This is a genomic window from Mariniflexile litorale (assembly GCF_031128465.2).
GTDB classification, from domain to species: Bacteria; Bacteroidota; Bacteroidia; order Flavobacteriales; family Flavobacteriaceae; genus Mariniflexile; species Mariniflexile litorale.
This window is the reverse complement of record NZ_CP155618.1, coordinates 4,179,640-4,206,594: the sequence shown is the minus strand read 5'-3', so window position 1 is coordinate 4,206,594 and position 26,955 is coordinate 4,179,640. Positions and strand designations below refer to the sequence as shown.

24 protein-coding genes and 1 other RNA gene are annotated in these 26,955 nt (G+C 33.3%); 16 read left to right on the top strand and 9 right to left on the bottom strand.

Going from position 1 to position 26,955, the window contains the following annotated elements; all coding sequences use genetic code 11:
* Positions 1–53 precede the first annotated feature (53 nt).
* Both QLS71_RS17810 and QLS71_RS17805 read left to right on the top strand, forming a co-directional pair.
* Entirely contained in the window at positions 54–245 is a 192-nt protein-coding gene (locus QLS71_RS17810) for a hypothetical protein (protein ID WP_308993552.1), read from the top strand.
* 5 nt (positions 246–250) lie between these two features.
* Entirely contained in the window at positions 251–814 is a 564-nt protein-coding gene (locus tag QLS71_RS17805) for a Smr/MutS family protein (protein ID WP_308993551.1), read from the top strand.
* Here QLS71_RS17805 and QLS71_RS17800 read toward each other — a convergent pair.
* Positions 811–1,731 (bottom strand): hypothetical protein, encoded by a 921-nt coding sequence (locus QLS71_RS17800; RefSeq protein WP_308993550.1) that lies wholly within the window; start codon positions 1,729–1,731, stop codon positions 811–813. The two genes, QLS71_RS17805 and QLS71_RS17800, sit on opposite strands and share 4 nt — an antisense overlap.
* Before the next feature lie 100 nt (positions 1,732–1,831).
* Between QLS71_RS17800 and QLS71_RS17795 the strand changes: the two genes are divergently transcribed.
* Together QLS71_RS17795 and QLS71_RS17790 are read left to right on the top strand one after the other, a co-directional pair.
* Positions 1,832–2,974 (top strand): cysteine desulfurase family protein, encoded by a 1,143-nt coding sequence (locus QLS71_RS17795; RefSeq protein ID WP_308993549.1) that lies wholly within the window; start codon positions 1,832–1,834, stop codon positions 2,972–2,974.
* A gap of 138 nt (positions 2,975–3,112) precedes the next feature.
* Positions 3,113–4,564, top strand: a complete 1,452-nt coding sequence (locus QLS71_RS17790) for a hypothetical protein (protein WP_308993548.1) — start codon at positions 3,113–3,115, stop codon at positions 4,562–4,564.
* A 54-nt stretch (positions 4,565–4,618) separates the two neighbouring features.
* Here the strand turns inward: QLS71_RS17790 and QLS71_RS17785 are convergent, their stop codons facing one another.
* Together QLS71_RS17785 and QLS71_RS17780 are read right to left on the bottom strand one after the other, a co-directional pair.
* Entirely contained in the window at positions 4,619–7,081 is a 2,463-nt protein-coding gene (locus QLS71_RS17785; RefSeq protein WP_308993547.1) for a carboxypeptidase-like regulatory domain-containing protein, read from the bottom strand.
* Between the two features lie 17 nt (positions 7,082–7,098).
* Positions 7,099–8,784, bottom strand: a complete 1,686-nt coding sequence (locus QLS71_RS17780) for a M23 family metallopeptidase (protein WP_308993546.1) — start codon at positions 8,782–8,784, stop codon at positions 7,099–7,101.
* A gap of 177 nt (positions 8,785–8,961) precedes the next feature.
* Here QLS71_RS17780 and QLS71_RS17775 point away from each other — a divergent pair, with 177 nt between their 5' ends.
* The 4 genes from QLS71_RS17775 to rny all read left to right on the top strand — a co-directional run bounded on the left by QLS71_RS17775 (position 8,962) and on the right by rny (position 11,380).
* Entirely contained in the window at positions 8,962–9,252 is a 291-nt protein-coding gene (locus tag QLS71_RS17775; RefSeq protein WP_308993545.1) for a hypothetical protein, read from the top strand.
* Between the two features lie 15 nt (positions 9,253–9,267).
* Positions 9,268–9,561: a cell division protein ZapA gene (locus tag QLS71_RS17770; RefSeq protein ID WP_308993544.1), complete on the top strand. Its 294-nt coding sequence runs from the start codon at positions 9,268–9,270 to the stop codon at positions 9,559–9,561.
* Positions 9,562–9,618: 57 nt separating this feature from the next.
* Positions 9,619–9,746, top strand: a non-coding RNA gene (ssrS, locus tag QLS71_RS17765) — 6S RNA.
* 59 nt (positions 9,747–9,805) lie between these two features.
* The gene (gene rny, locus QLS71_RS17760; RefSeq protein ID WP_308993543.1) at positions 9,806–11,380 is read left to right on the top strand and encodes a ribonuclease Y; all 1,575 of its coding nucleotides are present in this window, start codon (positions 9,806–9,808) and stop codon (positions 11,378–11,380) included.
* Between the two features lie 69 nt (positions 11,381–11,449).
* Here rny and xerD read toward each other — a convergent pair whose 3' ends face one another.
* Positions 11,450–12,346, bottom strand: coding sequence for a site-specific tyrosine recombinase XerD (gene xerD / locus QLS71_RS17755; protein ID WP_308993542.1), 897 nt, complete (start codon positions 12,344–12,346; stop codon positions 11,450–11,452).
* Between the two features lie 254 nt (positions 12,347–12,600).
* On the opposite strand from xerD, the gene QLS71_RS17750 reads away from it, so the two are divergent.
* The 3 genes from QLS71_RS17750 (at position 12,601) to QLS71_RS17740 (ending at position 14,207) form a co-directional block, all read left to right on the top strand.
* Positions 12,601–13,113 (top strand): porin family protein, encoded by a 513-nt coding sequence (locus QLS71_RS17750; RefSeq protein ID WP_308993541.1) that lies wholly within the window; start codon positions 12,601–12,603, stop codon positions 13,111–13,113.
* Between the two features lie 77 nt (positions 13,114–13,190).
* On the top strand, positions 13,191–13,607 hold the full coding sequence (gene aroQ / locus QLS71_RS17745) for a type II 3-dehydroquinate dehydratase (protein WP_308993540.1): 417 nt from the start codon (positions 13,191–13,193) through the stop codon (positions 13,605–13,607).
* 135 nt (positions 13,608–13,742) lie between these two features.
* Positions 13,743–14,207 carry a hypothetical protein gene (locus QLS71_RS17740; protein ID WP_308993539.1) on the top strand — a complete coding sequence of 155 codons (465 nt, stop codon included), beginning with the start codon at positions 13,743–13,745 and terminating at the stop codon, positions 14,205–14,207.
* Positions 14,208–14,388: 181 nt separating this feature from the next.
* On the opposite strand, the gene lpdA is transcribed toward QLS71_RS17740, so the two are convergent.
* Positions 14,389–15,765, bottom strand: a complete 1,377-nt coding sequence (lpdA, locus tag QLS71_RS17735) for a dihydrolipoyl dehydrogenase (RefSeq protein ID WP_308993538.1) — start codon at positions 15,763–15,765, stop codon at positions 14,389–14,391.
* A 114-nt stretch (positions 15,766–15,879) separates the two neighbouring features.
* Between lpdA and QLS71_RS17730 the strand changes: the two genes are divergently transcribed.
* The gene (locus QLS71_RS17730) at positions 15,880–17,163 is read left to right on the top strand and encodes an NAD(P)/FAD-dependent oxidoreductase (RefSeq protein WP_308993537.1); all 1,284 of its coding nucleotides are present in this window, start codon (positions 15,880–15,882) and stop codon (positions 17,161–17,163) included.
* An 86-nt stretch (positions 17,164–17,249) separates the two neighbouring features.
* On the opposite strand, the gene QLS71_RS17725 is transcribed toward QLS71_RS17730, so the two are convergent.
* Positions 17,250–17,801, bottom strand: coding sequence for a DUF1572 family protein (locus QLS71_RS17725; protein ID WP_308993536.1), 552 nt, complete (start codon positions 17,799–17,801; stop codon positions 17,250–17,252).
* Between the two features lie 21 nt (positions 17,802–17,822).
* Positions 17,823–18,293, bottom strand: coding sequence for a peptide-methionine (R)-S-oxide reductase MsrB (gene msrB, locus QLS71_RS17720; protein WP_308993535.1), 471 nt, complete (start codon positions 18,291–18,293; stop codon positions 17,823–17,825).
* 136 nt (positions 18,294–18,429) lie between these two features.
* Between msrB and QLS71_RS17715 the strand changes: the two genes are divergently transcribed.
* Entirely contained in the window at positions 18,430–19,245 is an 816-nt protein-coding gene (locus QLS71_RS17715) for a M48 family metallopeptidase (protein ID WP_308993534.1), read from the top strand.
* A gap of 72 nt (positions 19,246–19,317) precedes the next feature.
* Entirely contained in the window at positions 19,318–20,616 is a 1,299-nt protein-coding gene (locus QLS71_RS17710; protein ID WP_308993533.1) for an MFS transporter, read from the top strand.
* 46 nt (positions 20,617–20,662) lie between these two features.
* Here the strand turns inward: QLS71_RS17710 and metE are convergent, their stop codons facing one another.
* The gene (gene metE, locus QLS71_RS17705; protein ID WP_308993532.1) at positions 20,663–22,966 is read right to left on the bottom strand and encodes a 5-methyltetrahydropteroyltriglutamate--homocysteine S-methyltransferase; all 2,304 of its coding nucleotides are present in this window, start codon (positions 22,964–22,966) and stop codon (positions 20,663–20,665) included.
* A 134-nt stretch (positions 22,967–23,100) separates the two neighbouring features.
* On the opposite strand from metE, the gene QLS71_RS17700 reads away from it, so the two are divergent.
* Together QLS71_RS17700 and QLS71_RS17695 are read left to right on the top strand one after the other, a co-directional pair.
* Positions 23,101–23,586 carry an Lrp/AsnC family transcriptional regulator gene (locus QLS71_RS17700; RefSeq protein ID WP_308993531.1) on the top strand — a complete coding sequence of 162 codons (486 nt, stop codon included), beginning with the start codon at positions 23,101–23,103 and terminating at the stop codon, positions 23,584–23,586.
* A gap of 21 nt (positions 23,587–23,607) precedes the next feature.
* Positions 23,608–24,171 (top strand): hypothetical protein, encoded by a 564-nt coding sequence (locus tag QLS71_RS17695; protein WP_308993530.1) that lies wholly within the window; start codon positions 23,608–23,610, stop codon positions 24,169–24,171.
* A gap of 204 nt (positions 24,172–24,375) precedes the next feature.
* Here QLS71_RS17695 and QLS71_RS17690 read toward each other — a convergent pair whose 3' ends face one another.
* The gene (locus QLS71_RS17690; protein ID WP_308993529.1) at positions 24,376–26,922 is read right to left on the bottom strand and encodes an ATP-dependent Clp protease ATP-binding subunit; all 2,547 of its coding nucleotides are present in this window, start codon (positions 26,920–26,922) and stop codon (positions 24,376–24,378) included.
* Positions 26,923–26,955: the final 33 nt, after the last annotated feature.

The following is a 26,955-nucleotide window of genomic DNA, read 5'->3' as shown; positions in this document are numbered from 1 at the left end:
TATTTCACAATAAATTATTGTAATTTTGAAACTTATAAAATCTATAAATCCAAATGAGGTATATAAATTATTTACTCATCCTCTTAGGAGGTATTATTTCAATATATGCTAAAACGAGTCCAAATGAAGACCAATATATTTTAATTGGAGGCATTGTATTGTTAATGATTGGAATTTATAGAATTTCCAAGACCATCCCTAGCAGAAGTGAGGAAGATAATCATTTAGGCAATAATGAAAATTAAAGATTATGATTTTTGAAATAGGCGATAAAGTTTTGGTTATAGATGAAGCCATGTCTGGTGTGGTAAAAATGATAGTCGGACATACCATTTCTATTGAAACAAGCGATGGCTTTTTGCTTGATTTTGAAAGTAACGAATTGGTTAAAGTAACTTCTAAAGTAAGTCTTAAAAAGGACTTATTTTCACATGATAATGCTAATTCAGTAATAAAAGAAAAGGAACAATATCCTAAAAGAAAACAGCCAAAGGTGAAGCCTAAAGAGCGTTTTGAGCCAACTATGGAAGTCGATTTACATATCAATCAATTGGTGAAATCGGCAAAAGGGATGAGCAATCATGATATGCTATCGCTGCAATTAGAAACAGCCAGACGCCAATTAGATTTTGCCATATCAAAACGGATTCAAAAAATAGTTTTTATACATGGTGTGGGCGAAGGCGTACTTAAAGTAGAATTAGAATACCTTTTTGGGCGCTACGATAATGTTAAATTTTATGATGCCAACTATCAAAAATATGGTGTTGGAGCTACTGAAGTTTATATTTTTCAGAATGCGTCTAACAACTAATTAAAAGGCGGTGTTCGTTTTCTAGAGGTTGATAGAGCACTATCATTTAAAACACCAAACTCAAAAACATCTAACGATATTATTTGTAAATCAAAGTTAGATACTGTAAGCGTCACCACGTAAGTTTGGTGAATAGTATGTTCTCTAAATTTGGTGGCATCTACTTTTGTTGCCACCGCAGGATTTAAATAATTGGGCCCCACTAAACTAATATCATTCGCCGGATTTTGATCTATGGATTCATTTTCTTCATCGCGTGTTAAAACACCATCACCATCATCATCTGTATCCCTATAATTAGGAATGCCATCACCATCAGTATCTAAGGCATCACTTAAATCGCCATCACCATTTGGGTCTGGGTTTTCGTCTTTGGTTAACACATTGTCACCATCATCATCTTCATCTAAATAGTTAGGAATTTTATCACCATCAGTATCATCGTCGGTTAAATCGCCATTACCATTAATATCTTCTAATTCAGCAGGAATACCATCATTGTCGTCTTCAGTAAGTACTGTTTTAATATGCACATTTCCGCTAGTACTTTCAATATCTTTAGTAATTTTAATAGATGATAGAGGTACATTGCTACAAAATAAACCCGATGTTGGTAATGTGGCATTACTATAGGTTCTATAATTAAATACGTTTGTAGTGCTTAAAGAAAAATCGGCTTCAAAGGTGTTATTAATAGTATCAACAACAAGTAAATCACCAATACTATCAAGTTCTGAAATTCTAATAGATAAGGATTCTGATGGGGAGTTTTTTGTTTTATAAAAAACCAAACCATCGGTTCCACAAATTTGAAATGATTCGTCAAAGTCAAAATCAACGGTAATAACATCACCATCATCACAGGTGTAAAAACTTAAAATAGAGAGACTAAGAAAAACAAAAAATAATTGACGCATCAGGTTCGGGTTTTAGGCAAAAATAAAGGAATTGTTAATTATAACGTAGCATATTAATAATAATTTTATTCTGAGTATTTTTACACTCTAAAAAAATAACATGCAACAGGTATATTTTGATAACGCCGCCACTACGCAAATAAGAGACGAAGTAATAACAGCCATGACCCATGTTATGAAAACCAGTTACGGTAATGCCTCGTCATCGCATAGTTTTGGCAGAACTTCCAAAGCATTAATTGAAAAATCAAGAAAAGCAGTTGCTAGTTATTTAAATGTGGTTGCTAGTGAAATAATATTTACATCTGGAGGTACCGAAGCCGATAATTTAATTTTGTTAAGTGCTGTTAGAGATTTAAAAGTAACGCATATTATTACTTCTAGAATTGAACACCATGCCGTTTTACATACTTTAGATCAATTGGTTAAAGACTATAAAGTAGCTGTGAGTTATGTTGATTTAAAACCAAACGGAAAGATTGATTATCTACATTTAGAAACCTTATTGAAAAGTGAAAATAAAACATTGGTAAGCTTGATGCACATTAACAATGAAATTGGTAATATGTTAAATATGACTAAGGTATCTGCCTTATGTAAAGCAAATAACGCGTTGTTTCATAGCGACACGGTGCAGTCGGTTGGACATTATAAAATGGATTTACAGGATATTCAAGTAGATTTTTTAACAGCAGCAGCTCATAAATTTCATGGCCCCAAAGGGGTTGGTTTTGCTTTTATCAGAAAAAATTCAGGGTTAAAACCATTAATTTTTGGTGGCGAACAAGAACGAGGCTTACGTGCTGGTACCGAAAGTGTTCATAATATTGTGGGTTTAGAAGTTGCTTTAAAGAATGCTTATGAAAAGTTAGAGAACGAAACAGCTTATATAAAAGATTTAAAGCAATATTTTATTCATAAAATTGAAAGCGACATACCAAACGCAACTTTTAACGGAAAGTCTGGTAATATGGAAAAAAGTACTTACACCTTAGTAAATGTATGTTTGCCGATACCTCCCAAAAAAGCTGCTATGTTACTATTTCAGTTAGATTTAAAAGGGATAGCATGTTCTAAAGGAAGTGCTTGCCAAAGTGGGAGCAACCAAAACTCGCATGTATTGACTGAAATTTTAAGCGCTGAAGATTTACAAAAACCCTCTATTCGATTTTCATTCAGTATTTATAACACCAAGGAAGAAATTGATTACGTGGTGGGGGTTTTAAAAGCCTTTATAAACTAAATTCTAAAAAAATAAAAGTAGTTTAAAGATAAGACGTGTTTTTAACACTGTCAAAATAGCTTTTAATCGATATTTTTTTTAAATTGCACCATTATTATATATATTAAATAAGTCTCTCTGTATTAAACCCCAATTATTATGAGAAGACTTATAAAAATCACCTTAGGAATTACCTTTTTATTTTTTTTACAACCCAATATTTATGCACAGGTAGGTATAGGAACAACGGTTCCTGATGCTTCTTCTATTTTAGATATTACCTCAGACAGTCAAGGGATGCTAACACCTAGAATGACAACTATTCAACGAACAGGCATAGCTTCTCCAGCGGAAGGTTTGTTGGTTTTTGATATCGATGAAGATGCTTTTTATTATTTTGACAGCAGCATTTGGGTTAAATTAGAAGGTTCTGTAACTAGAGATAATTACAAGCTTGTTAAAAGTATAGCCGATTTATCAGATGAATTAGTAGGCGGTAAATATGTGTTGAATGAAGATTATTTATATGAAATTAATGGTACAATCATTTTTGATTTTCCGATTGATTTAAATGGAGCTTATATAATAGGAGAAGATACTAATGAAGATATATTATTTAAAGCAGGAGGAACTTTGTTTGAAGGAGATTCTGGTGGCTCCATAAGAGGGGTGACTTTAGTAGCATCTGGAGGTACGGTATTTAGTTTAGCAGGAAGTCTACCTATAACAGAAACTCTTATTTTAAGAGATTGTATTATTGCAAACTCGACATCAGTTGGTTCTATATCTTCATTTGATCTCGTTTTTTTAAGCATTGCCCAATTTGCAAACAATGCAGGAGGAATAACATACACAGATATTAACCAACTTTTAATCAATTCAAGTGGATGGCATGGTAATAATGGAGGTGTTTATGAATCATTTTCAGGAACTTTTGATGTTATATCCAGACAAGGTGGTTTCAGTGAAGTTATAGGTGCAACGGCAGCAATGGATGTTACAGGTGTTACTTCTATAAATGGAGATGCTGCCATACGTAATGTCTCTTTTTTCGGGGGAGGAAACTATATTAATGGAAGCTCACCATATTCAGGTTATGATTTTACAAATGATTGGGATGTTAATAGTCCAGGCCTACCAGTTGAAACAGATGGTGTTGCAATTGGCGATATCAATTTTGATTATCCAGTTGGTACAGGTTTTGCTACTGATATATCAGCTGGTGGAGGTACTGGTATTCCAATGAAAATTGGCGGATTAACAACATCAAATAATTTATTTAGATTTGAAAAAGTTGGAAATAATAGGTTGGTATATGATGGGAAAAAAACCAGATATTTTAGCATAAACACATCATTTTCTTTTAGAGGAGATAATAATAATGCCATTTTTATATTTTATATAGCAAAAGGGAATAGTGGGGATACTGTTGCTTCAATAAATCCTGCAACTCGTGTTTATCGAGAAGTAGGGTCAAATAATGACATAGGTGCCGTGGCTATAGTAGGTTCTATAGAATTAAGCCCTGGTGATTTTTTAGAAGTATGGGTGGAACGATTTAGTGGTAGTGGTGATTTGCTTACTGTTTCTCTTAATATGGTTGTAAAATAAACGCAGATATATAAAAAAAACTTACAAAATGGTAGAGTTGTTTTATGCTTCTTTCTAAAACTTCATTGTAGCTCTAACATTAAAAACACGAGGTGTTAAATAATTAGGAATCGCATATTGGCGCTTCGTGTACACATCTCGTACCCAGGTGTTGGTGATGGAATTTTGAACATCGAACATATTGTAAATTTCAAAGCCAAAAGAGAGTTCTTTAAACGCTTTTTTCCAACCGCTGCTAAATTGTTTTTTACCATCCACCAATACAAATTGCAAACCTAAATCGGCTCGTTTATAATCGGGTAAACGGTTTTGATAGTCGTATGGATCGGCATAACTTGGTGAGCCTCCAGGTAAACCAGTATTGTAAACTAAATTCAAATACAGCTTCATGTTAGGTACGTTTGGCACATAATCTTGAAACAGGGCTGCAAATTTTAAACGTTGGTCTGTGGGGCGTGCAATATAGCCTCTGTTGTTAATGTTTTCTTCTGTTTTTAAATATCCAAAACTAAACCACGATTCGGTTCCGGGTACAAACTCACCATTTAAGCGTAAATCCAATCCGTAGGCATAAGCTTCGGCATTATTATTAGCCGCATAACGAATACGCACATTTTCTAAAGTATAGGGGTTTACATCCGATAGTTTTTTATAATAAGCCTCCGAAGTTAGTTTAAAGGGGCGATCCCACATTTTAAAACTATAATCGTTACCTAATACAAAGTGAAACGATTGTTGTGCTTTTACATTGGGTTGCACTACACCATTGGCATCGCGAAGTTCTCTGTAAAATGGCGGTTGGTAATACACGCCCGCGGCAATTCTAAAAAGCATGTCTTTTTCCCAATACGGTTTGAAGGCAAATTGTGCTCTGGGACTAAATACCGTTTGGTTTGATGATGAAATAGCATCACCACTTACTGTCCAATTATGTACCCGAACCCCCGCATTGTACCATACATCGCTCGTACCAATAGTAGCACGTTTACTCCATTGCGCATAAGCTTGTAAACGGTTAATTTGGGTGTAATTGGTTGCTCTTACATTTGTAAACGATTCTAAAGGTCCATTATAGGGTTCGTAAGGTTGCTCGTTTACAGGAATTGTTTTTGGTGGCCTAATTGAAAACCCAGCAGAATCTATAACTTCCCATTCAATTAGGCGGTCGCGAATATCTTCGTTCGTATATTTTAAAGACCATTCAATGCGGTTCTCATTCATATTGAAATCGCCTTTGTGCTCTATATTTGTAATAAGGGCATCTAAATCGTTTCGCCCGTGGTTTAACTGGCTTCCAACACCTCGGCTAAATTCAATGTCACCTAAATTTTCGTCACCTATATTTGTATTTACTTCCCCTAGGCTGTAATAGGCCAAAATATCAAAATGCTCTTCTTCGGTAGTATGATATCTGGATGCTATTAGTTTTAAAGTTAAATCGTCATTCGCAAAATACGTTCCTTTAAAAGCACCAAAATAGGTTTGGTAGCGGTCTTTTTCTTGTCCTTCATAATTCACATAAAGAGCTATTGGATCACTCAAAGTTCCAAAATTGGTTTGTAGGGATTCAGGTTGGTAATTGTATTTGTTAATGGAAGCGTTTCCTAAAAAACTTAAATAAAACTTACTTGTAAATTTGTAAGTAAAATAAGCCTGAGCATCAGCAAACGATGGTTTAAAATTGGTTTCAGTTTCTTTTGCGTTTACAAATAAACTGTTGTTTCTGTAGCGAAGTCCAACAATACTAGAAAATTTAGAATCTTCACTACTATTTTCAATTGAAAAACTGCCTCCTAATAAACTTAAATCGGCATTGACTTCAAATTGATATGGGTTTTTATAAGTAATATCTAAGACAGAAGATAATTTGTCGCCATACTTTGCTTGAAAACCTCCTGCCGAAAAATCGACATTTTGTACCATATCCGTATTTACAAAACTTAAACCTTCTTGTTGGCCAGAGCGCACTAAAAATGGTCTGTATACTTCTATGTCGTTTACATACACTAAGTTTTCGTCGTAATTACCGCCACGTACCGAGTATTGTGTGCTTAATTCATTGTTATTGCTAACTCCAGGAAGTGTTAATAATAAATTTTCTACACCTGCGTTGGCACCTGGTATTTTTCTAATGGTTTCAGGTTTCAGGGTAATAATACCTTCAACTTGGCGTTGGCGTTTATTGGTTACTATTACAGTCGCTATTTGTTCTATAGAAGTACTCATAACGGGATTAAACTCATAATCCTCGTTCTTTTTCAAATTGAAAACACTCACTATTTTTTTATGTGAAAGGTGTGTGAATTCAACAGAAATATTTTTATTAGCCGAAATTTCTAAAATATAAAACCCATTAGCATTGGTAACAGTTCCTTTGGTTTCGGTTTTAATATTTACGTTATCAAGCGGGTTATTATTTTCGTCTAAAATGATGCCTTTTATAGTGGCGGTTTGTGAATAACCAACAATAACAATGGAAAAAAATAATAGAACAGAAACGTACAATTTTGTTTTCAATTGGCTGTTGTTAAGTTTTATTTCCTGTAAAAAGAGGATTCAAAAGTAGTGCTATTTCCAACACTATCGGTTACAATTAGCTTAAAATCATTCTTAGTATCGGTAACCATGTCATCATTAAAATCGTAAGTAAGTGTCTTGGTTTTGTATTCATATTCCATTAATATCCATTTACCATTTACAGTAGCTCGGTAATTAGAAATTCCAGAATGTGCATCATTAATCTTCACTTTTAAAAATCTAAAATTGCTTAACCATTGTCCATTTTTAAAATTTAGAGCAGCTATAGTTGGTTTTACTGTATCGGTTGCAAGCGCATAAGTTCCTAAGGTTTTAGAGCTGGTTGTTAAAATATGACCTTCTCTTTTTGTAAATGAGTATACAGGATACTTTTTAGAACCTACTAATCTTGCGATAAACAATTTATCCTTATCCACATCTTTATAGTTACTAATGTCATAACTTATGGTGAAGTTTTTTCGAGTAGGCATGACGTCTTGGTGTAAGGTCAAGGTGTCGTTATTTACATCAAAGTTTATATAAAAATCTTCATAAAAAGTATTGGGGTAAAAATCGACCGACACATTGCCTGACTTTAAATTAGTAGATTGATTTGCCGTAATATAATAGGGTGTTGTTTTTTCAACCTTTGGGTTTGAAATAGAAGGTTGCTTGCCTTTAATATGAATAGTAACAACAGATGCGTTGTTTTTAAAATCGGAAACACGAATTTTATAGACTGAAGAAGTACTGTCTTTAACTGTTAAAATACCATCGTTTAATGTTGATTTTAAAATACTAAGAGGGTTATTTATTTTGAATAATTTTTGAATGCGTTGTCTATTATGAATATAATGTTCATAATCTATAAACTGATTGATGCACGAGGATTCATCAAAAGAGAACATGCTAAAATCGACTTCGAAATTCTGATTTCCATTTAAAAAGGTTTGAATATTATAAACCCCGTTGGAGTTCGCAGCCAAATCTTGTCTGTCGTTGGTTACAATACCAAAACCAATATTTCCAAAAGCTTCAATACTTTCTGTGGTATAGTCGCCACTTTTTAAAGGTATCAGTCGTAATTTTTGTTTAGAGTTTGATTTGTTAACAGAAGCATTTTCATCTAAAGCATAAGCGTATATAGAACTAACAGTAGGCTTTGAATTGTCTTTTATATCAATTCCAAAAAGCATGGGGTTCATGGGGCGTTCATCTTTATCGCGGATTTCAAAATGCAAATGCGGCCCACCCGAACCACCGGTATTACCACTATAGGCAACCAGACTACCTTTGGTAACAGGTAAGGTTTCAGCACTTGGAAAAAGCTCGATTTCATAAGATTCTTTTTCGTATTGCTGCTTTTTTATATAAGCTTCTATTTCGGGCGAAAACTTTTGTAAATGCCCATAAACTGTGGTGTAACCGTTAGGATGTGTAATATATAAGGCTTTGCCGTAACCAAAATGCGCTAATTTAATTCTGCTAACAAATCCGTCGGCGCATGTTAAAACTTTTAAACCTTCACGTTGTTGTGTTTTGATATCCAAACCAGAATGGAAATGATTGGAACGCAATTCACCAAAGTTGCCCGATAAAATAAGAGGGACTTCTAGAGGTGAGCCAAAATAATCTTGTGGATAATTATTTTGAGCGTTGATAAATAATGAGGAAACTAAAAAAAAATAAAGGATAAATCGCATATAAAAGGAGTTGCTGCTAAAATATTAATTAGTTATTAATGTACAAAAGAATAAAACAAAAATCGAACCGCAGCATAGATTATGAGTAATAACGAAAATTTTAAAATTTTATTAAAAAACAATTGTAATTTATAAGCAGGTATGTTAACTTTGTGAGATAAGTATTGAAATTTGTAAATGAGTAATATTGAAGATATTGTAGATTCTTTAGAAAACAAGATAAGCAAGGTATTACACAAACTAGAGCTTTTGAAACTTGCAAACTTGAAATTGAATGAAGAATTAAAGGTTTCAAAGCAAGAAATTCAAAACCAAAAAACGCATATTGCTAGTTGGGAAGAAAAGTATGAAGCGCTTAAAATGGCAAATACAATACTAGGTAGTGACGACAATAAAAGAGAAACAAAGCTTAAAATAAATGCCCTAATTAGAGATATTGATCATTGTATTGCTCAATTATCTGATTAAGACACATCAAATTAAATGTCAGAAAAGCTTAAAATAAAGCTGTCTATAGCTAATAGAGTATATCCTTTAACTATTGATGCGAGTCAAGAAGAGGGATTACGTAAATCGGCTAAAAAGATTGACGAGATGATTAAACAATTTGAGCAAAGTTATTCAGTTCGAGATAAACAAGATGTATTGGCCATGTGTGCTTTGCAGTTTGCATCTCAAGTAGAACAGAAGTCTATAGATAAAGAGAGTGTAAGTGAGCATGTAGAAGAAAAACTAAATGCATTAAATAACTTATTACAATCCCACTTAGTCTCTTAAATGTTCTTTAAAATAAACTAAAAAGTTACTGCCTACATTAGTTATTTTTTTTGATAAACTCAACGTTAATTCTTTAAAAAGGGTGAGTTTAAGTTGTAAAAGCATGCTGCATCTGCTGAATTTATTTCAGTACCTAGCAGATCCTTGATCAGCTTGTTAGCCCTAAACTTGTTTTTAAGGAGTTTATACAAAACTTTAAGCTAGTGTAGGCTTTTTTATATACAAAAATTAACTAAACACAATAATGGATAACTCAATTATATTGATTGCTGGGAGCGTAATATTAGGACTTGTAATAGGTTTTATTATAGCGAAAACCTTAGAAAAAAGCAACGCTTCTAAACTTGTACATGAGGCAAAAAAAGATGCGACTTTAATACTTAAAGAAGCCAATAGTGAAGGTGAGTCAATTAAAAAAGACAAGATTCTTCAAGCAAAAGAAAAATTTATTGAATTGAAATCGGAGCACGAAAAAGTTATCTTATCGCGCGACAAAAAAATGGCTGAAGCCGAAAAACGTATTCGAGATAAAGAATCTCAAATATCTAGTGAGCTTGCCAAAACTAAAAAGTTAAATGATAATCTTGAAACTAAAGAAGCAGATTATGACCATAGACTTCATGTTTTAGAGAAAAAACAAGAAGAAATTGATAAACTTCATAAAAATCAAGTCAAGCAATTAGAAATAATTTCGAGTCTTTCGGCTGAAGATGCTAAAGAACAATTGGTAGAATCTTTAAAAGGTGAAGCTAAGAATGATGCCATGTCATACATTCAAAGTTCTATGGAAGAAGCTAAATTAACTGCTGAACAAGATGCTAAAAAAATCATTATTAACACCATTCAACGCATAGGTACAGAAGAAGCAGTTGATAATTGCGTATCTGTATTTAACATAGAATCGGATGATGTAAAAGGACGCATTATTGGTCGTGAAGGTCGAAACATTCGTGCCATCGAAGCGGCTACTGGTGTAGAAATTATTGTTGATGATACACCAGAAGCCATTATATTATCTTGTTTTGATTCAGTAAGACGTGAAATTGCTCGTTTATCATTACACAAATTAGTAACGGATGGTAGAATTCACCCCGCAAGAATTGAAGAAGTAGTTGAGAAAACAAAAAAACAAATTGAGCAGGAAATTATAGAAGTAGGTAAGCGTACGGTGATAGATCTAGGAATTCACAACTTACATCCAGAACTTATTAAAATGGTAGGGAGAATGAAGTATCGTTCTTCTTACGGTCAAAACCTATTACAACACTCGCGTGAAGTGGCTAAACTTTGTGGTGTGATGGCTGCAGAATTAGGTTTAAATCCAAAACTTGCAAAACGTGCTGGTTTATTACATGATATTGGTAAAGTGCCAGATGCCGAGGCGGACATGGAAACACCACATGCTATTCTTGGTATGCAATGGGCGGAAAAATACGGAGAAATCCCTGAAGTATGTAATGCTATTGGAGCTCACCATGATGAAGTAGAAATGAAATTTTTAATTTCACCAATTATTCAAGTTTGTGATGCTATTTCTGGAGCACGTCCTGGAGCTCGCAGACAAGTTTTAGATAGTTATATTCAACGTTTAAAAGATTTGGAAGATATTGCTTTTGGTTTTAATGGCGTTAAAAAGGCCTATGCCATTCAAGCAGGTAGAGAATTACGTGTGATTGTTGAAAGTGAAAAAGTAGACGATCAAAAAGCAGCCGATTTATCGTTCAGTATTTCTCAAAAAGTACAAACTGATATGACCTATCCAGGTCAAGTTAAAGTAACAGTTATTAGAGAAACAAGAGCGGTTAATATTGCGAAGTAATTAACTCTAATATTATAAATAAAAAATCCAGCTCAAGCTGGATTTTTTATTTTTGCCTAAAGCCTAACGTCACTTCCTAGGATGGTATTTCTCTACAACTTTAGTTAAATGACTTTTATCGAGATGCACATAAATTTCGGTAGTGGTGATGCTTTCATGCCCTAACATAAGTTGAATAGACCTCAAATCGGCATTATTCTGTAATAAATGTGTAGCAAATGAATGCCTAAAAGTATGAGGTGATATGCTTTTTTTTAATCCGATTTTTTCTGCAAGCTGTTTTATAATAGTAAAAACCATAGCTCGTGTAAGTTGTTTGCCTCTACGATTTAAAAATAAGTTGTCTTCATAGCCATTTTTAATAACCATGTGGTTGCGAATTTCACTTCTATAGATGTTAATATATTTTTGAGTAACCCCTATTATAGGTACAAACCTTTGCTTATCTCCTTTACCAGTTACTTTAATAAAGCCTTCTTCAAAAAATAAATCTGAAATTTTAAGACTAATAAGTTCGCTTACGCGCAACCCACAACCGTATAAGGTTTCTAACATGGCACGATTACGTTCACCTTCGGGTTTACTTAAATCAATAGCGTTTATTAGTTTGTCAATTTCTTCCTCAGAAAGGGTGTCGGGTAATTTGCGGCCTATTTTAGGCGATTCAATAAGTTCTAATGGATTTACTGTAATATAATCTTCAAACACTAAATAACCAAAAAAACTGCGTAAGCCAGAGATTAATCGTGATTGAGACCGTGAGTTCACCGTTTTGGCAGTTTGGTATATAAACTGTTGAATAGTTTCGGCTTTAATTGAAATAGGCGATTCATCCATATGATGATCTTCTAAATAACTAATGAGTTTTTTTACATCAAAACGATAGTTATCAATAGAATTTTTGGATAAGCCACGTTCTATCTTTAAATAGAGTATATAATCATTTAGTGCATTTTCCCATTTCATCTATCCTCTTTAATTTTTTATAAATATCAGATACAATTCGATATCCTAGGTAATTTATATTAACTGAATTTTATACTTTACTCATTAGAGACGTGTAAAAATAGTATAATTTTATGACATACCAACCCAACCGTAACCCGTTGAAATACACATTATTCCGATGAAATGGAAAAAAATTATAAGAATTCATTTGCTAGTGTGAGAAAAAAGAACTTAGTTTGTTCCGAATTAATCAAATTAAATATTTAAAAATTATGAAAAAATTATTATTAGGCGCTGTAATTGCAGTATTTGCAATGAGTAATGTTAATGCTCAAGAAACAACATTTGGACTGAAAGCTGGTGCTGATTTTGCATCAAGCAAATTAAAAATGGAAGGTATTAGTCTTACTGGTTCTGAAACAGGATTTTATATTGGTGCTTTTGCTGAAATAGGTCTTTCTGATTCTTTTACTTTTCAACCAGAAGTTCTGTATGTATCAATAGAAGGTTTTGATCAAGTTAGTATTCCTTTAATGGCTAAAATTGCTCTTTCAGAAAAATTTGACGCATTGGTTGGTCCTAGTTTAGGATTTTTACTTGATTCAGAAGAAGGATATAAATCTTTCAATTACGGAATTGAAGCAGGTGTTGCTTATGATCTTACAGAAGACTTATTTTTAGAAGCTAGATACAACATGGGTTTAGCTAATTTAATTGAAGATGCTCCAAGTGGATATTCTTCTAAAATAAGCGGATTATTTGTTGGTCTTGGATATAGATTTTAATAATACTCAAACTTTATATTAAAAAGGGTGCCAATTGGCATCCTTTTTTTATGCCCAATTTTTAATATATTTACGGTATGAAAAAATTAATGATCATCAACGGTCCTAACTTAAATTTGTTAGGAAAAAGAGAACCGAATATATATGGTAGTTTATCCTTTACTGAGTTTTTAGAGGAAGTAGTTAGTAAATACCCAGATGCAGAGATAGATTATTTTCAATCGAATATAGAAGGAGAACTTATTGATAAATTACACGAAGTAGGATTTAGCTATGATGGTATCATTTTAAACGCTGCTGCTTATACGCACACATCTATTGGGATTGGTGATGCTGTAAAAGCCATTGAAACGCCTGTAGTAGAAGTACACATTTCTAATACATTTAATAGAGAAGAATTTCGGCATCAATCATTTATTTCACCAAATGCCCGAGGTGTCATTCTTGGTTTTGGCTTGCAAAGTTACGAGTTAGCTATTCAAAGTTTTTTATAAATTGAACACATATACTTCTTAAGATATTTCATATGTTATAATTTGACTTTACAATATATTTAAGATTTCTTTGTTAGAATTTTAACAAGACTTCGTGATAGATTTGCTTTATACTAATCAATAAAATTATCTATTATGAAAATTAAAATGATCTTAACACTTATGTTGTTTACTATAAACATGGTGGCACAAGTAGACGCGCAGAAAGATAATTTAAATAACCCAAAAGAAGCTACGGTTGAATCTACAAATTATTTTAATGAGATTAGGATAAACAGTCATTGGGCTTTTAAGCAAGAAAAGCAAATAAGGGTAGGTGGTGAGTTTGCTGTATTTGAATTTCCTTTATTGTTAAAGTATCATATAACAAAAAATACGAGTTTTTTAATCGGTCCAAAATTGGATTTTTACACGAATACTATGGGTATTGAAAGTCCACCCTCAGTATATGGAACTATGGGCATTCAATATGATGTATTTGAGGGGGTTTTGATAGAAGCGAAGTTTAATTACCTGTTAACTGATGACATGCCAATAAATACAGATTATAGTTTTGGATCTAAAAATTCCTTTACATTAGGGTCAAAATTTAGATTCTAAAATTAAAAGAGGCTGTCTGAAAAATGTATTTTATTTACTTTGTCAGGTTGAGCTTGTCGAAACTGATATGGATTATCAATAAGTTTGAATATTTCGACAGGCTCAATATGACTCAGAATAACACTTTTCAGACAACCTCTTTTATATCTAATTAAGTCTAAAATCTAATAATTTAAGAAGTCTACAAATGAATTACTTCATCATAAGCAGCAGCAACAGCTTCCATAACCGCTTCACTCATGGTAGGGTGTGGATGTACTGTTTTTAATACTTCGTGTCCTGTAGTTTCTAATTTTCTACCTAAAACAGCTTCGGCAATCATATCGGTTACACCAGCACCAATCATGTGGCAACCTAACCATTCGCCATATTTAGCATCAAAAATTACTTTTACAAAACCATCTTTGTTACCACTAGCACTTGCTTTACCAGAAGCAGAGAATGGGAATTTTCCAACTTTAATATCCAATCCTTTTTCCTTAGCTTGTTTTTCTGTTAATCCAACACTAGCAATTTCAGGAGTGCAGTAAGTACAACCTGGGATATTTCCATAATCTAAAGCCTCCACATGTTGTCCAGCAATTTTTTCAACACATAAAATCCCTTCAGCCGAAGCAACGTGTGCTAATGCTTGTCCAGGTGTAACATCTCCAATAGCGTAGTATCCAGGAATGTTGGTTTGATAAAAGGTGTTTACTAAAATTTTATCGCGATCCACAACAATTCCAACATCTTCCAAACCAATGTTTTCAATATTTGTTTTTATTCCAACAGCAGATAAAATAATATCGGCTTCTAAAACTTCTTCGCCCTTACTCGTTTTAACGGTAGCTTTAACACCATCACCAGATGTGTCTACTTTAGTAACTTCGGCAGAAGTCATGACATTAATACCACTTTTCTTAAAAGATTTTTCTAATTGTTTAGATACATCTTCATCTTCAACAGGTACTACGTTTGGTAAATATTCTACAACAGTAACTTCTGTACCCATAGAATTATAGAAATAAGCGAATTCCACACCAATCGCTCCAGAACCTACAACAATCATTTTTTTAGGTTGGTTTGGTAAGCTCATCGCTTCTCTATATCCAATCACTTTTTTACCATCTTGTGGTAAGTTAGGCAACTCACGAGAACGGGCTCCAGTAGCTATGATAATGTGATCTGCACTGTATTCAGTACCATCAACATCTATTTTTTTACCTGGTTTAAGTTTTCCATAACCGTTAATAACGTCTATTTTGTTCTTTTTCATTAAGAATTGAACACCTTTACTCATACCATCGGCAACACCTCGGCTCCGATTAACAACAGCATTAAAATCTTTATCATATTCTTTAACAGATAAACCATAGTCATCTGCATGCTTAAGATATTCAAATACTTGAGCAGATTTTAACAATGCTTTAGTTGGGATACATCCCCAATTTAAACATACACCACCAAGGCTTTCTTTTTCAATAACAGCGGTTTTAAAACCTAATTGTGAAGCTCTAATAGCTGCAACATAACCGCCAGGGCCACTTCCAAGAACAATAATATCGTATTTACTCATGAGATTTTTTTAATCGTTATTTCAGCCTACGAATTTACGAAACCTAATTTGAATAAAGAATTTAGAAGTCTATAAATTTATATCTTTTATTACCTTTGTTATAAGTTTAACTTTATGAATATACCAAGAACAAGTTTTCCTCGCATCGTAATTATAGGTGGTGGTTTTGCGGGCGTTGCGTTGGCAAAAAAACTATCGAAGCAAGAAGTACAGGTCGTTTTACTAGACAAACATAACTATCATACATTTCAACCACTTCTTTATCAGGTGTCTACAGGTGGTTTGGAGCCCGATTCTATAGCATATCCCATTCGGAAGATATTAAAAGATTTCCCGAATTTTCATTTTAGATTGGCCAATGTTGAAGAGATAAACACATTAGAAAATAAAGTTTTAACTAATATTGGAGAACTCAAGTTTGATTATTTGGTTGTAGCTTCAGGTGCTGAAACTAATTATTTTGGAAACACCGAAATTGAAAAGAAGAGTATGGCTATGAAAACCATACCTGAATCTTTAAACTTAAGAAGTTTAATATTGGAAAATTTTGAAGATGCTTTATTGACTTCCGATTTAAACGAACGTAACGCATTAATGAATTTTGTTATTGTAGGAGGTGGGCCAACTGGTGTTGAACTTGCAGGTGCTTTGGCTGAAATTAAAAAGGGGATTCTGCCTAAAGATTATCCCGATTTAGATACACGTTTAGCGCAAATTCATATCATTCAATCCAGCGACTGTATTTTAAAGGGAATGAGTGCTCAGGCCTCTGAAAAAGCCGAAGATTTCTTGGAAAAGTTAGGAGTTAATGTTTGGAAGAATGTAAGAGTGACTAACTATGATGGTAAAACCGTTACTACCAATACCGATTTAACCTTTGAAACCGCTACTTTAGTTTGGGCGGCAGGTGTAAAAGGAGCCAACATAAAAGGATTGGATGCTGGCGAATTTGTTACTAAAAGCGACCGATTAATTGTAGATGAATTCAACCAGGTAAAAGGACTAAAAAATATTTTTGCCATTGGTGATATTGCTTGTATGATTACTAATGAATGCCCTCAGGGCTTACCTATGATGGCGCAACCAGCCATTCAACAAGGAAAACAATTGGGTGAAAATATGGTTCGGTTAATTGAAGAGCAACCCATGCAACCATTTGTTTATAATGATAAAGGAGCTATGGCAACTATAGGAAGGAATAAAGCGGTTGTAGATTTACCAAAATTCAAATTTCAAGGTGTTTTTGCCTGGTATGTTTGGATGTTTGTTCACCTGTTTTTTTTAATAGGCTTTAGAAACCGTATGGTGGTTTTTATAAATTGGGTATATAATTATATTCGATTTGATAGAGAAGCTAGATTAATTATACGTCCGTTTAAAAAGAAACTTAAAAGTTAAACTATTTTACTTAGCACCTTTGCACCTTTGCACCTTTGCAACTTTGCACCTTTGCAACTTTGAACCTTTGCACCTCTAAATAATCATCACAAATCATCCGTAAAATGGCGTCGGCCTTTTTCTTTATTAAATTTATCTTCATTGTATTTTGAAGAATTTCCTTTAGGAATTGATAACGATAACCACTGTTCATCTTTTAAAAGCTTTCCTAAAAATACGATTTGTCCAATATGGTAGGGGTAATGTGCTAATTGCCTGTTAATGGCTTCAATAACAGTATGTCCTTCATTTCTAATGTAAATTATGCGCTCTAAATCTTTTTTTTCCAAAGATTTTAAAGCACTAAATAAACAAAACCATCCACTTTCCCATGAAGCTATTAAATCTTCTTTGGAAGTGTAGGTATCTTCAAATTCTGCGTCGCGATTACGCCAAGATTTTTCTCCATCTTCGGTTAAAAAATGAGTCCAACGGCTTGACATGTTACCTATAATATGTTTTACAATAACCGAAATGGAGTTTGAAGCTTCATTACTTTGCCATTGTATTTCTTCAAAAGTTAATTGATTAAAAGTTTTATCGCCTAAACTTTTATAATATTCAAATTGCTTAACAACACTTACTAAATAGCTTTCCATATAGTAAAGGTATTCATTTATTTATTCAGAAATAAATTTAAGTGCGGCACCATTTATACAATGTCTTTTTCCGGTAGTATTTTTAGGACCATCATTAAAAACATGTCCTAAGTGACCGCCACAGGTGGCACAATGCTCTTCATCCCGAGAATAACCTAAATCACTATCTTTGCCAAAAGCAACATTACCCTTTATTTCTCTGTCAAAACTAGGCCATCCCGTACCAGAGTCAAATTTATGTTCACTTTTGAATAGTGGCGTGCCACAAGCAGCACATACATAAGTTCCTTTTTTTGAGTTTTTATTTAGTGGACTAGAAAAAGCACGTTCTGTTCCTGCTTTTCTCAGGACATTATATTCTATTTCCGATAATTCAGCTTTCCATTCAGCATCTGTTTTTGATACTTTAAATGACGTTTTCTTTTCTTTTTGGGCATTACTATTGCAATTAAATAGTACTAAGGTGATGCAGAAAATCATTAATTTCTTCATTGTCTTTTTTTAATAGGTCGAAATTAAATAGGATACATAACATTTTGAAAAAGTAATTATAAAAAATAAAAATAAAATTGTATAAAAACTTAAAGGTGCAATTTTGTACTTTTATTGAATAATTAAAACAATAAAGATGAAACTGAAAAATGCATTTATAATATTAGGAACTATAGTTTTAATAGTTTCGTGTGCAACAAACCCTTTCACAGGGAAAAAAACAATGGCATTGGTGCCAAATTCTCAATTATTTCCAACAGCTTTTGCTCAATATGACCAATTTTTATCTGAGAACAAGGTTGTTACTGGTACTTCAGATGCAAAAATGGTAACCAATGTAGGTCAAAAAATTGCCGTAGCTGCCGAGCGTTGGCTAACTGCCAATGGACATGTAGGTTATTTAAATGATTACAAATGGGAGTATAATTTAGTTAATGATGCGACTGTTAATGCTTGGTGTATGCCAGGTGGAAAAATAGTGGTTTATACGGGTATTTTACCAATTACAAAAAATGAAGCAGGTTTAGCGGCGGTTATGGGGCATGAGGTGGCTCATGCTTTAGCTAATCACGGTCAACAACGTATGAGTGCTGCTTACGTACAGCAAGGCGTTGCTATTGCAGGAAATGTAGCTATTAAAGATGAGCAATCTAGAAATGCTTTTAATCAATATTATGGTGTTGGTTCTGAAGTAGGGTTGATGTTACCTTTCAGTAGAGCTCATGAAACTGAAGCCGATAAAATTGGATTGTATTTAATGGCGATTGCTGGTTATAACCCAGAAGAAGCTGCTGAACTTTGGAAACGTATGAGTGCAAATAGTGGAGGTCAAGCACCACCAGAATTATTAAGTACACACCCGTCAAACGATTCTAGAATAGCTAATCTTACTAATTTAGCACCAGAGGCTAGAAAAGAAGCCGCTAAATTTGGGGTGACTTCATTCAAATAATATTTAGTTAAGACAGAATTAAAAAATTTTTACTTTCTTTGAAGCTGCTCATAAAAGAGCAGCTTTTTATTTATGGCACTATTAGAAAAAGGAAGCAAAAAACTTCTTAATGCATGGGCATTTTATGATTGGGCAAACTCTGTTTATACTTTAACCATTGCCTCCTCTATATTCCCCATATTTTATTCAGCGTTATTTTTAAGTGAAATAAAAGAGGTTCATGCCTTTGGTATGGAGTTTAAAAGTACGGCATTGATAACGTTTGTAACTGCTTTTACTTTTTTGGTAGTAGCTATTACATCACCCATATTATCAGGTATTGCTGATTATGTAGGGAATAAAAAGAACTTTTTGAAATTCTTTTGTTACGTGGGTAGCATAGGTTGTATCGGTTTATATTGGTTTGATATTACACCAGATAGAATTCATATAAGCTTGGTTTTTTATTTTATGGGTTTAATTGGTTACTGGGGGAGTTTGGTTTTTTACAATTCCTATTTGCCTGATATTGCATTTCCAGAGCAACAAGATGAAGTAAGTGCTAAAGGGTTTTCGTTGGGATACGCAGGAAGCGTTATTTTACTTATAGTTAATTTGGCTATGGTGATGACTCAAGATGATGGAGCTGCTAAGATGCAAATGATGCGTTATTCTTTTATCACAGTAGGGGTATGGTGGGCATTGTTTAGTCAGTACTCTTTTTATTTTTTACCTAAAGGCACATCTTCAGGGCATAAAGTAACAACGGCTGTTGTTTTTAACGGACTAAAAGAATTACGACTGGTTTGGTTACAGCTTAAGCAAAATTTGAGATTGAAACGTTATTTGTATGCTTTTTTTGTATTTAGTATGGCGGTTCAAACCATTATGTTGGTTGCTGTTTATTTTGGTGAAGAAGAAATAGCATGGGGGGATAGTGGTGAAAAAACAACAGGACTTATAGTTAGTATATTAATTATACAGTTAGTTGCCATAGTTGGAGCCATTTTAACATCCAAAGCGTCCGATAAATTTGGAAACATAAAAACATTGATTTTTGTTAATTCTATTTGGATGTGTTTGTGTTTCTATGCCTATTTTATGGAAACACCTGTGCAATTTTACATAGCAGCGTCTATGGTTGGTTTAGTTATGGGAGGTATTCAAGCTTTGGCAAGATCGACTTACTCTAAGTTTTTACCAGAAACTGATGATACAACATCGTATTTTAGTTTTTATGACGTTGCTGAAAAAATTGGTATTGTTATAGGGATGGTCATTTTTGCTTCCATTGACCAAATTACTGGTAGTATGCGAAATGGTATTTTATTCCTGTTTGTATTCTTTTTAGCTGGAATTCTTTTGCTATTTCGAGTACCTAAAGAAGAATAAAACCTGAACTCTAATTGAAATTTAAGAGTTCAGGTGTGTATGTTAATTAAGCGAGATTCAATTCTTTTTTTCGCAAATTGGAAGCTGCTTTAACTAAGTTTTTTAATGCTTCTTTTGTTTCTGGCCAATCTCTAGTTTTTAGTCCGCAATCAGGATTTACCCAAATATGTTGGTTGGGTAATACATTGCTAGCTTTCATTAGTAATGCTTCAATTTCTTCTAGAGTAGGTATTCTTGGCGAATGAATGTCATAAACCCCTGGTCCAATTTCATTAGGATATTGGAAGTTTACAAAAGCATCTAATAATTCCATTTCAGAGCGTGAGGTTTCAATGGTTATAACGTCGGCATCCATATCGGCAATATTCGAAATAATATCATTAAATTCAGAATAACACATGTGTGTATGAATTTGGGTTTCATCTTTTACACCACTTGCCGAAATTCTAAATGCCTTTACCGCCCAATTTAAGTAGTGGTTCCAATCTTCTTTTCTTAATGGTAAACCCTCTCGAATGGCTGGTTCATCTATTTGAATTATTTTTAAACCATTTTTTTCAAGATCAACAACTTCATCTCGAATAGCTAAAGCGATTTGGTTACAGGTGGTTGCTCTGGGTTGATCGTTTCTCACAAAAGACCATTGTAATATGGTAACAGGTCCCGTTAACATCCCTTTTACAGGAATATTGGTTAGGCTTTGTGCATAGGTAGACCAAGCCACCGTCATTGGTTTTTCGCGAGATACATCACCAAATAAAATAGGAGGTTTTACACAGCGGCTCCCGTAGCTTTGCACCCAACCATAGGCGCTAAAAGCAAATCCGTTTAGTTTTTCGCCAAAATATTCAACCATGTCATTACGTTCAAATTCACCATGAACCAATACGTCAAGACCAATATCTTCTTGAAAACGAATGGAATCTTCTATTTCTTTAGCAATTAAAGCATTGTATTCTTCTTGGGACAAAATACCTTTTTTATGGTTTAAACGCCAGCTTCGAACTTCTTTGGTTTGTGGAAAAGATCCAATAGTTGTGGTGGGGTATAAAGGTAAGTTTAATGCTGCTTTTTGAGTGGCTTGCCTAATTGAAAAATTGTTTTCTCGACGGCTATCGGCATCTTTAAGATTAGATATACGCTCTTTTACCAGTTGGTTATGAATGAGTTTGGAGTTTTTACGTGTTAGATTGGCTAGTTTGTTTTCTTCAAAAAGCGAAAGATAACTTTCATTGTCAGAAGAAGAAAGCGCTTTTAGTGTGGTTATCTCCTCTAACTTTTGTTTTGCAAAGGCGAGCCATTGTTTTATTTCGTTTGGTAAATTGATTTCTAAATCTAAATCGTACGGGGTATGTAACAGCGAACATGATGCTGAAATCCATAAGTTTTCAGGATTGATTGTATTAGTTACTTTTTTAATGATTTTTAAAGAGGCTTCAAAATCGTTCTTCCAAATGTTTCTGCCATCTATAAGCCCTAGTGCTAATTTTGTTTTAGGATTGTAATGTTTAGATTGTAGAATATCGTCTAGTTGTGATGGACATCTAACTAAATCTAAATGCAATGTGTCTACAGGAAGTTGAAGTGCCATGTCTAAATTTTCGCCGTAACAGTCAAAATAATTGGCTAGATATATTTTTAACTTTGGGAACTTAGTATGAAATGTTTTGTAAGTAGTCGTTATAGCTTCTCTTTCTTTTTGTGAAAGATTAAGTGCCAAACAAGGTTCGTCAAATTGGATGTATTCAACATCTAAATTTGTTAATTCTGTTATAATTTCATAATAAACAGGAAGTAATTTATCTAATAAATCAAGTTTATGAAACCCCGTTTCTTTTTCTTTTCCTAATAGTAAAAACGTTACAGGACCCATTAATACGGGTTTTGTTTTAATACCTAAAGCCAAGGCTTCTTTATATTCTTCTACAACTTTTTTAGAAAAGAATTCAAAGTGTTGGTTTTTTTCAAATTCAGGTACTATATAATGGTAGTTGGTATCAAACCATTTGGTCATTTCCATAGCGGTAACATCTTTGTTGTCTTTTTGATGTCCTCTTGCCATAGCGAAGTATAATTCTAGAAAATTGTTTTTATCAAAATCTTGATAACGTTTGGGAATGCATCCAAAGGTTAATGAGGCATCTAAAACTTGGTCGTAAAACGAAAAATCGTTGGAAGGAATTAAATCAATTCCAAGGTGCTGTTGTTGTTTCCAATTTTGTTTTTTTAATTCTGAAGCTATTTTTAATAACTCATCTTTATCTGTTTTTCCAGACCAAAAGGCTTCACATGCCTTTTTTAATTCGCGTTGGCTTCCAATTCTTGGATACCCTAAAATGGTAGTTTTCATAATATTTTATAGGTTTAATATCTGTTCAAAGTTATATTTAAAGAATAAAATATTATAATATTGCTATTTATTTGGGTCTATTTACTAATTTTGAATATAATTAAAGATTAATAATCTTTTGTAGTGAATAAAATATGAGCTTGTTAGAAAAAAATTCTGTACCACCATTAGATGAAATTGACATACGGATCTTGAAATTGCTACAAGCGAAGTCTAACTTAACAACTAAAGAGTTAGCATCTAAGGTTAATTTATCAACAACACCAGTTTTTGAACGTATAAAGAAGTTAGAAAAAGGAGGCTATATTAAAAATTATATTGCTGTTTTAGATGCAGAAAAGTTAAACAGAGGCTTGATGGTTTTCTGTAATATTCGGTTGAAGGAGCATACGAGAGAGATAGGGAATCAATTTGTAAAAGATATTCTTTTGTTAGAAGAAGTCACCGAATGTTATAATATTTCGGGAGATTATGATTTTTTTCTAAAAATAATGGTGAGTGATATGAAGTCCTATCAGAATTTTGTTTTAAATCATTTAGGAAGCTTGCAAAATATAGGAAGTGCTCATAGCACCTTTGTTATGGGAGAAATTAAAAATTCATATTCCGTGCCTATTTAATAGTTTTATGAAAATTAAGTAATGAACACAGATTACAAATTATCATCAAATGACGAACTGACTAAACTTGCAAAAGGCAACGGAATAAATTCGTGGAATGAATTAACTGAATTCATTAAAAATTTACCATACGGACGGAATAAAAATCGGACTGAACTTGGATTAGTTTTATCCGAAAAGAAAGGAACTTGTAGCTCAAAACACGCTGTCTTAAAAAGGATTGCTGATTTAAATAATATTCCGAATATTGACTTGATTCTCGGAATTTATCGAATGAACGAATTGAATACCCCGGAAATCGGAACTGAATTAACCAATAACTCTATTGATTTTATTCCAGAGGCACATTGTTATTTAAAGATTAATGGCAATCGAATAGATTTAACAACAAAGAAATCCGAATTTCAAAAAATTGAAAAAGATATAATTCAAGAAAAAAAAATTAAACCAGAACAAGTTTCAAAATTTAAAGTTAATTATCACAAGGGGTTTATAAAAAAATGGTTGAAAGAGGGCAACTCGGAAATTGATTTTAATCAAATCTGGCGAATAAGAGAGAAGTGTATAGAAAATTTAACTAAATAAAACCTGGCGTACAATGTGGTATAAAATTAATTGCTAGTTCTAGTCTCCTACGTACCAAAATCCCAAGTATTTTCTGTGCTTTTTGTATTAGCTAATCACAGGTGCCTAAACCTCGCAATTAATCTTAATAAAAAAGTTAAAAAATAAAGGCATAAAAAAACTCGAAAATAACTTTTCGAGTTTTTTTATTTATAAATATCTTGTTTAAGATTCAGCAGGTTTTTCAGCCTTATCAATACTAATATTGAGTTCCTGAGCTGTTTCATCTAAATCAATATTAATACTGTCTCCTTCTTTAACATGAGAAGTAATAATTTCTTCTGCCAGAGCGTCTTCAACGTATTTTTGAATAGCTCGTTTTAAAGGGCGTGCACCATATTGCTTATCAAAACCTTTATCGGCAATATAATCTTTGGCTTTATCACTCAATTTTAAATGATATCCTAAATCTTTAATTCTTAAAAGAAGTTTACCAAGTTCAATATCGATAATTTTATTGATGTCTTCTTTTTCTAAAGGATTAAAAACCACTACATCGTCAATTCTATTTAAAAACTCTGGTGCGAATGATTTTTTCAAAGCATTTTCAATAACGCTTTTGGTATTAGCATCTTCTTGTGCTTTTTGCGAGGCAGTTCCAAAACCAATACCCATTCCAAAATCTTTAAGCTTACGAGCTCCAATATTAGATGTCATGATGATGATGGTGTTTCTAAAGTCTATTTTTCGACCTAAACTATCGGTTAAATAGCCATCGTCCAGCACTTGTAGGAGCATGTTAAATACATCTGGATGTGCTTTTTCAATTTCATCTAAAAGAATAACAGCATAAGGTTTGCGTCTTACTTTTTCGGTTAATTGTCCGCCTTCTTCGTAACCAACGTATCCTGGAGGCGCTCCAACTAATCTAGATATAGCAAATTTCTCCATATATTCACTCATGTCAATTCTTACAAGCGAATCTTCACTATCAAATAATTCACGAGACAATACTTTAGCTAATTGTGTTTTCCCAACACCAGTTTGTCCTAAAAATATAAACGAACCAATGGGTTTATTTGGGTCTTTAAGTCCAGCACGGTTACGTTGTATGGCTTTAACAACCTTGGCAACGGCATCGTCTTGACCAATCACTTTACCTTTTATAAGTTCAGGTAATTCGGCTAATTTATTAATTTCAGTTTGAGCAATTCTGTTTACAGGGATGCCAGTCATCATCGAAACCACATCGGCAACATTATCTTCAGTAACAATTTCACGATGTTGTTTCGTGTCTTCGTCCCATTTTTCTTGAGCAATTGCTAATTCTTTTTCAAGACGTTTTTCGTCATCTCTAAGTTTAGCTGCTTCTTCATATTTTTGCTTTTTAACAACGGAGTTTTTTGATTCTTTTACGATTTCAAGTTGTTTTTCCAGCTCAATAATTTGTTTTGGCACCTCAATATTAGTAATATGAACACGCGATCCCGCTTCATCTAAAGCATCAATAGCCTTGTCAGGTAAAAAACGCTCAGTCATATAACGACTCGTTAATTTTACGCAAGCTTCAATAGCTTGGGGTGTGTATTCCACATTATGGTGTTCTTCGTATTTGGCTTTAATATTGTTAAGAATTTCAATGGTTTCCTCAACCGTAGTTGGTTCCACAATTACTTTTTGGAAACGACGTTCTAGGGCACCATCTTTTTCAATATATTGGCGGTATTCATCTAAGGTTGTAGCACCAATACATTGAATTTCGCCACGAGCCAAAGCGGGTTTAAACATATTGGAAGCATCTAAACTTCCAGTAGCGCCACCAGCTCCAACAATGGTGTGAATTTCGTCAATAAACAAAATAACATCGTCATTTTTTTCAAGTTCATTCATAACCGCTTTCATGCGCTCTTCAAACTGTCCTCTGTATTTAGTTCCAGCTACTAAACTTGCTAAATCTAAAGTAACAACACGTTTTCCGAAAAGAATTCTAGATACTTTTCTTTTTACAATGCGAAGGGCTAAACCCTCGGCAATGGCCGATTTACCAACCCCTGGTTCCCCAATTAATAATGGATTGTTTTTCTTTCTTCTACTTAAAATTTGTGAGACGCGTTCAATTTCTTTTTCTCTACCTACCACAGGGTCTAGTTTGCCTTCTTCTGCCATGGCAGTTAAGTCGCGACCAAAATTATCTAAAACAGGGGTTTTAGATTTTTTGTTTGTTTTACTTGCGGGTGAATTAAAAATATCTTTTGATGCATCGTCTTCAATATGAGAGTCATCATCTTGAAAAGATTCTGCTTTTGGTTCTATATAGTCGCTATCGTTTGTTATCATAAGTTTAAATTGTTCTTTAACATTATCGTAATCAACTTTAAGCTTATTTAAAAGCTTGGTAGTAGGGTCGTTTTCATTCCTTAAAATACAAAGCAATAAGTGAGCTGTATTTATAGAGGTGCTTTGAAATAGCTTTGCTTCTAAAAACGTTGTCTTTAAAGCGCGCTCTGCCTGCCTAGTAAGGTGTAGGTTCATTTTTTTGTTTGAACCTGTCAAAATATTCGGGTTAGCAGGACTTAAGATCTCTACTTTGCGTCTCAGATGATTTAAATCTATATCCAACGCATTTAAAATATTTATCGCCTTACCATCACCATCACGTAAAAGGCCAAGCATTAAGTGTTCCGTCCCAATAAAATCGTGACCTAATCGTAGTGCTTCTTCTTTGCTAAAAGCAATTACATCTTTTACTCTTGGGGAAAAATTATCATCCATAGTTAGTTTCCTTTCTGCATTAAAAATACTAAA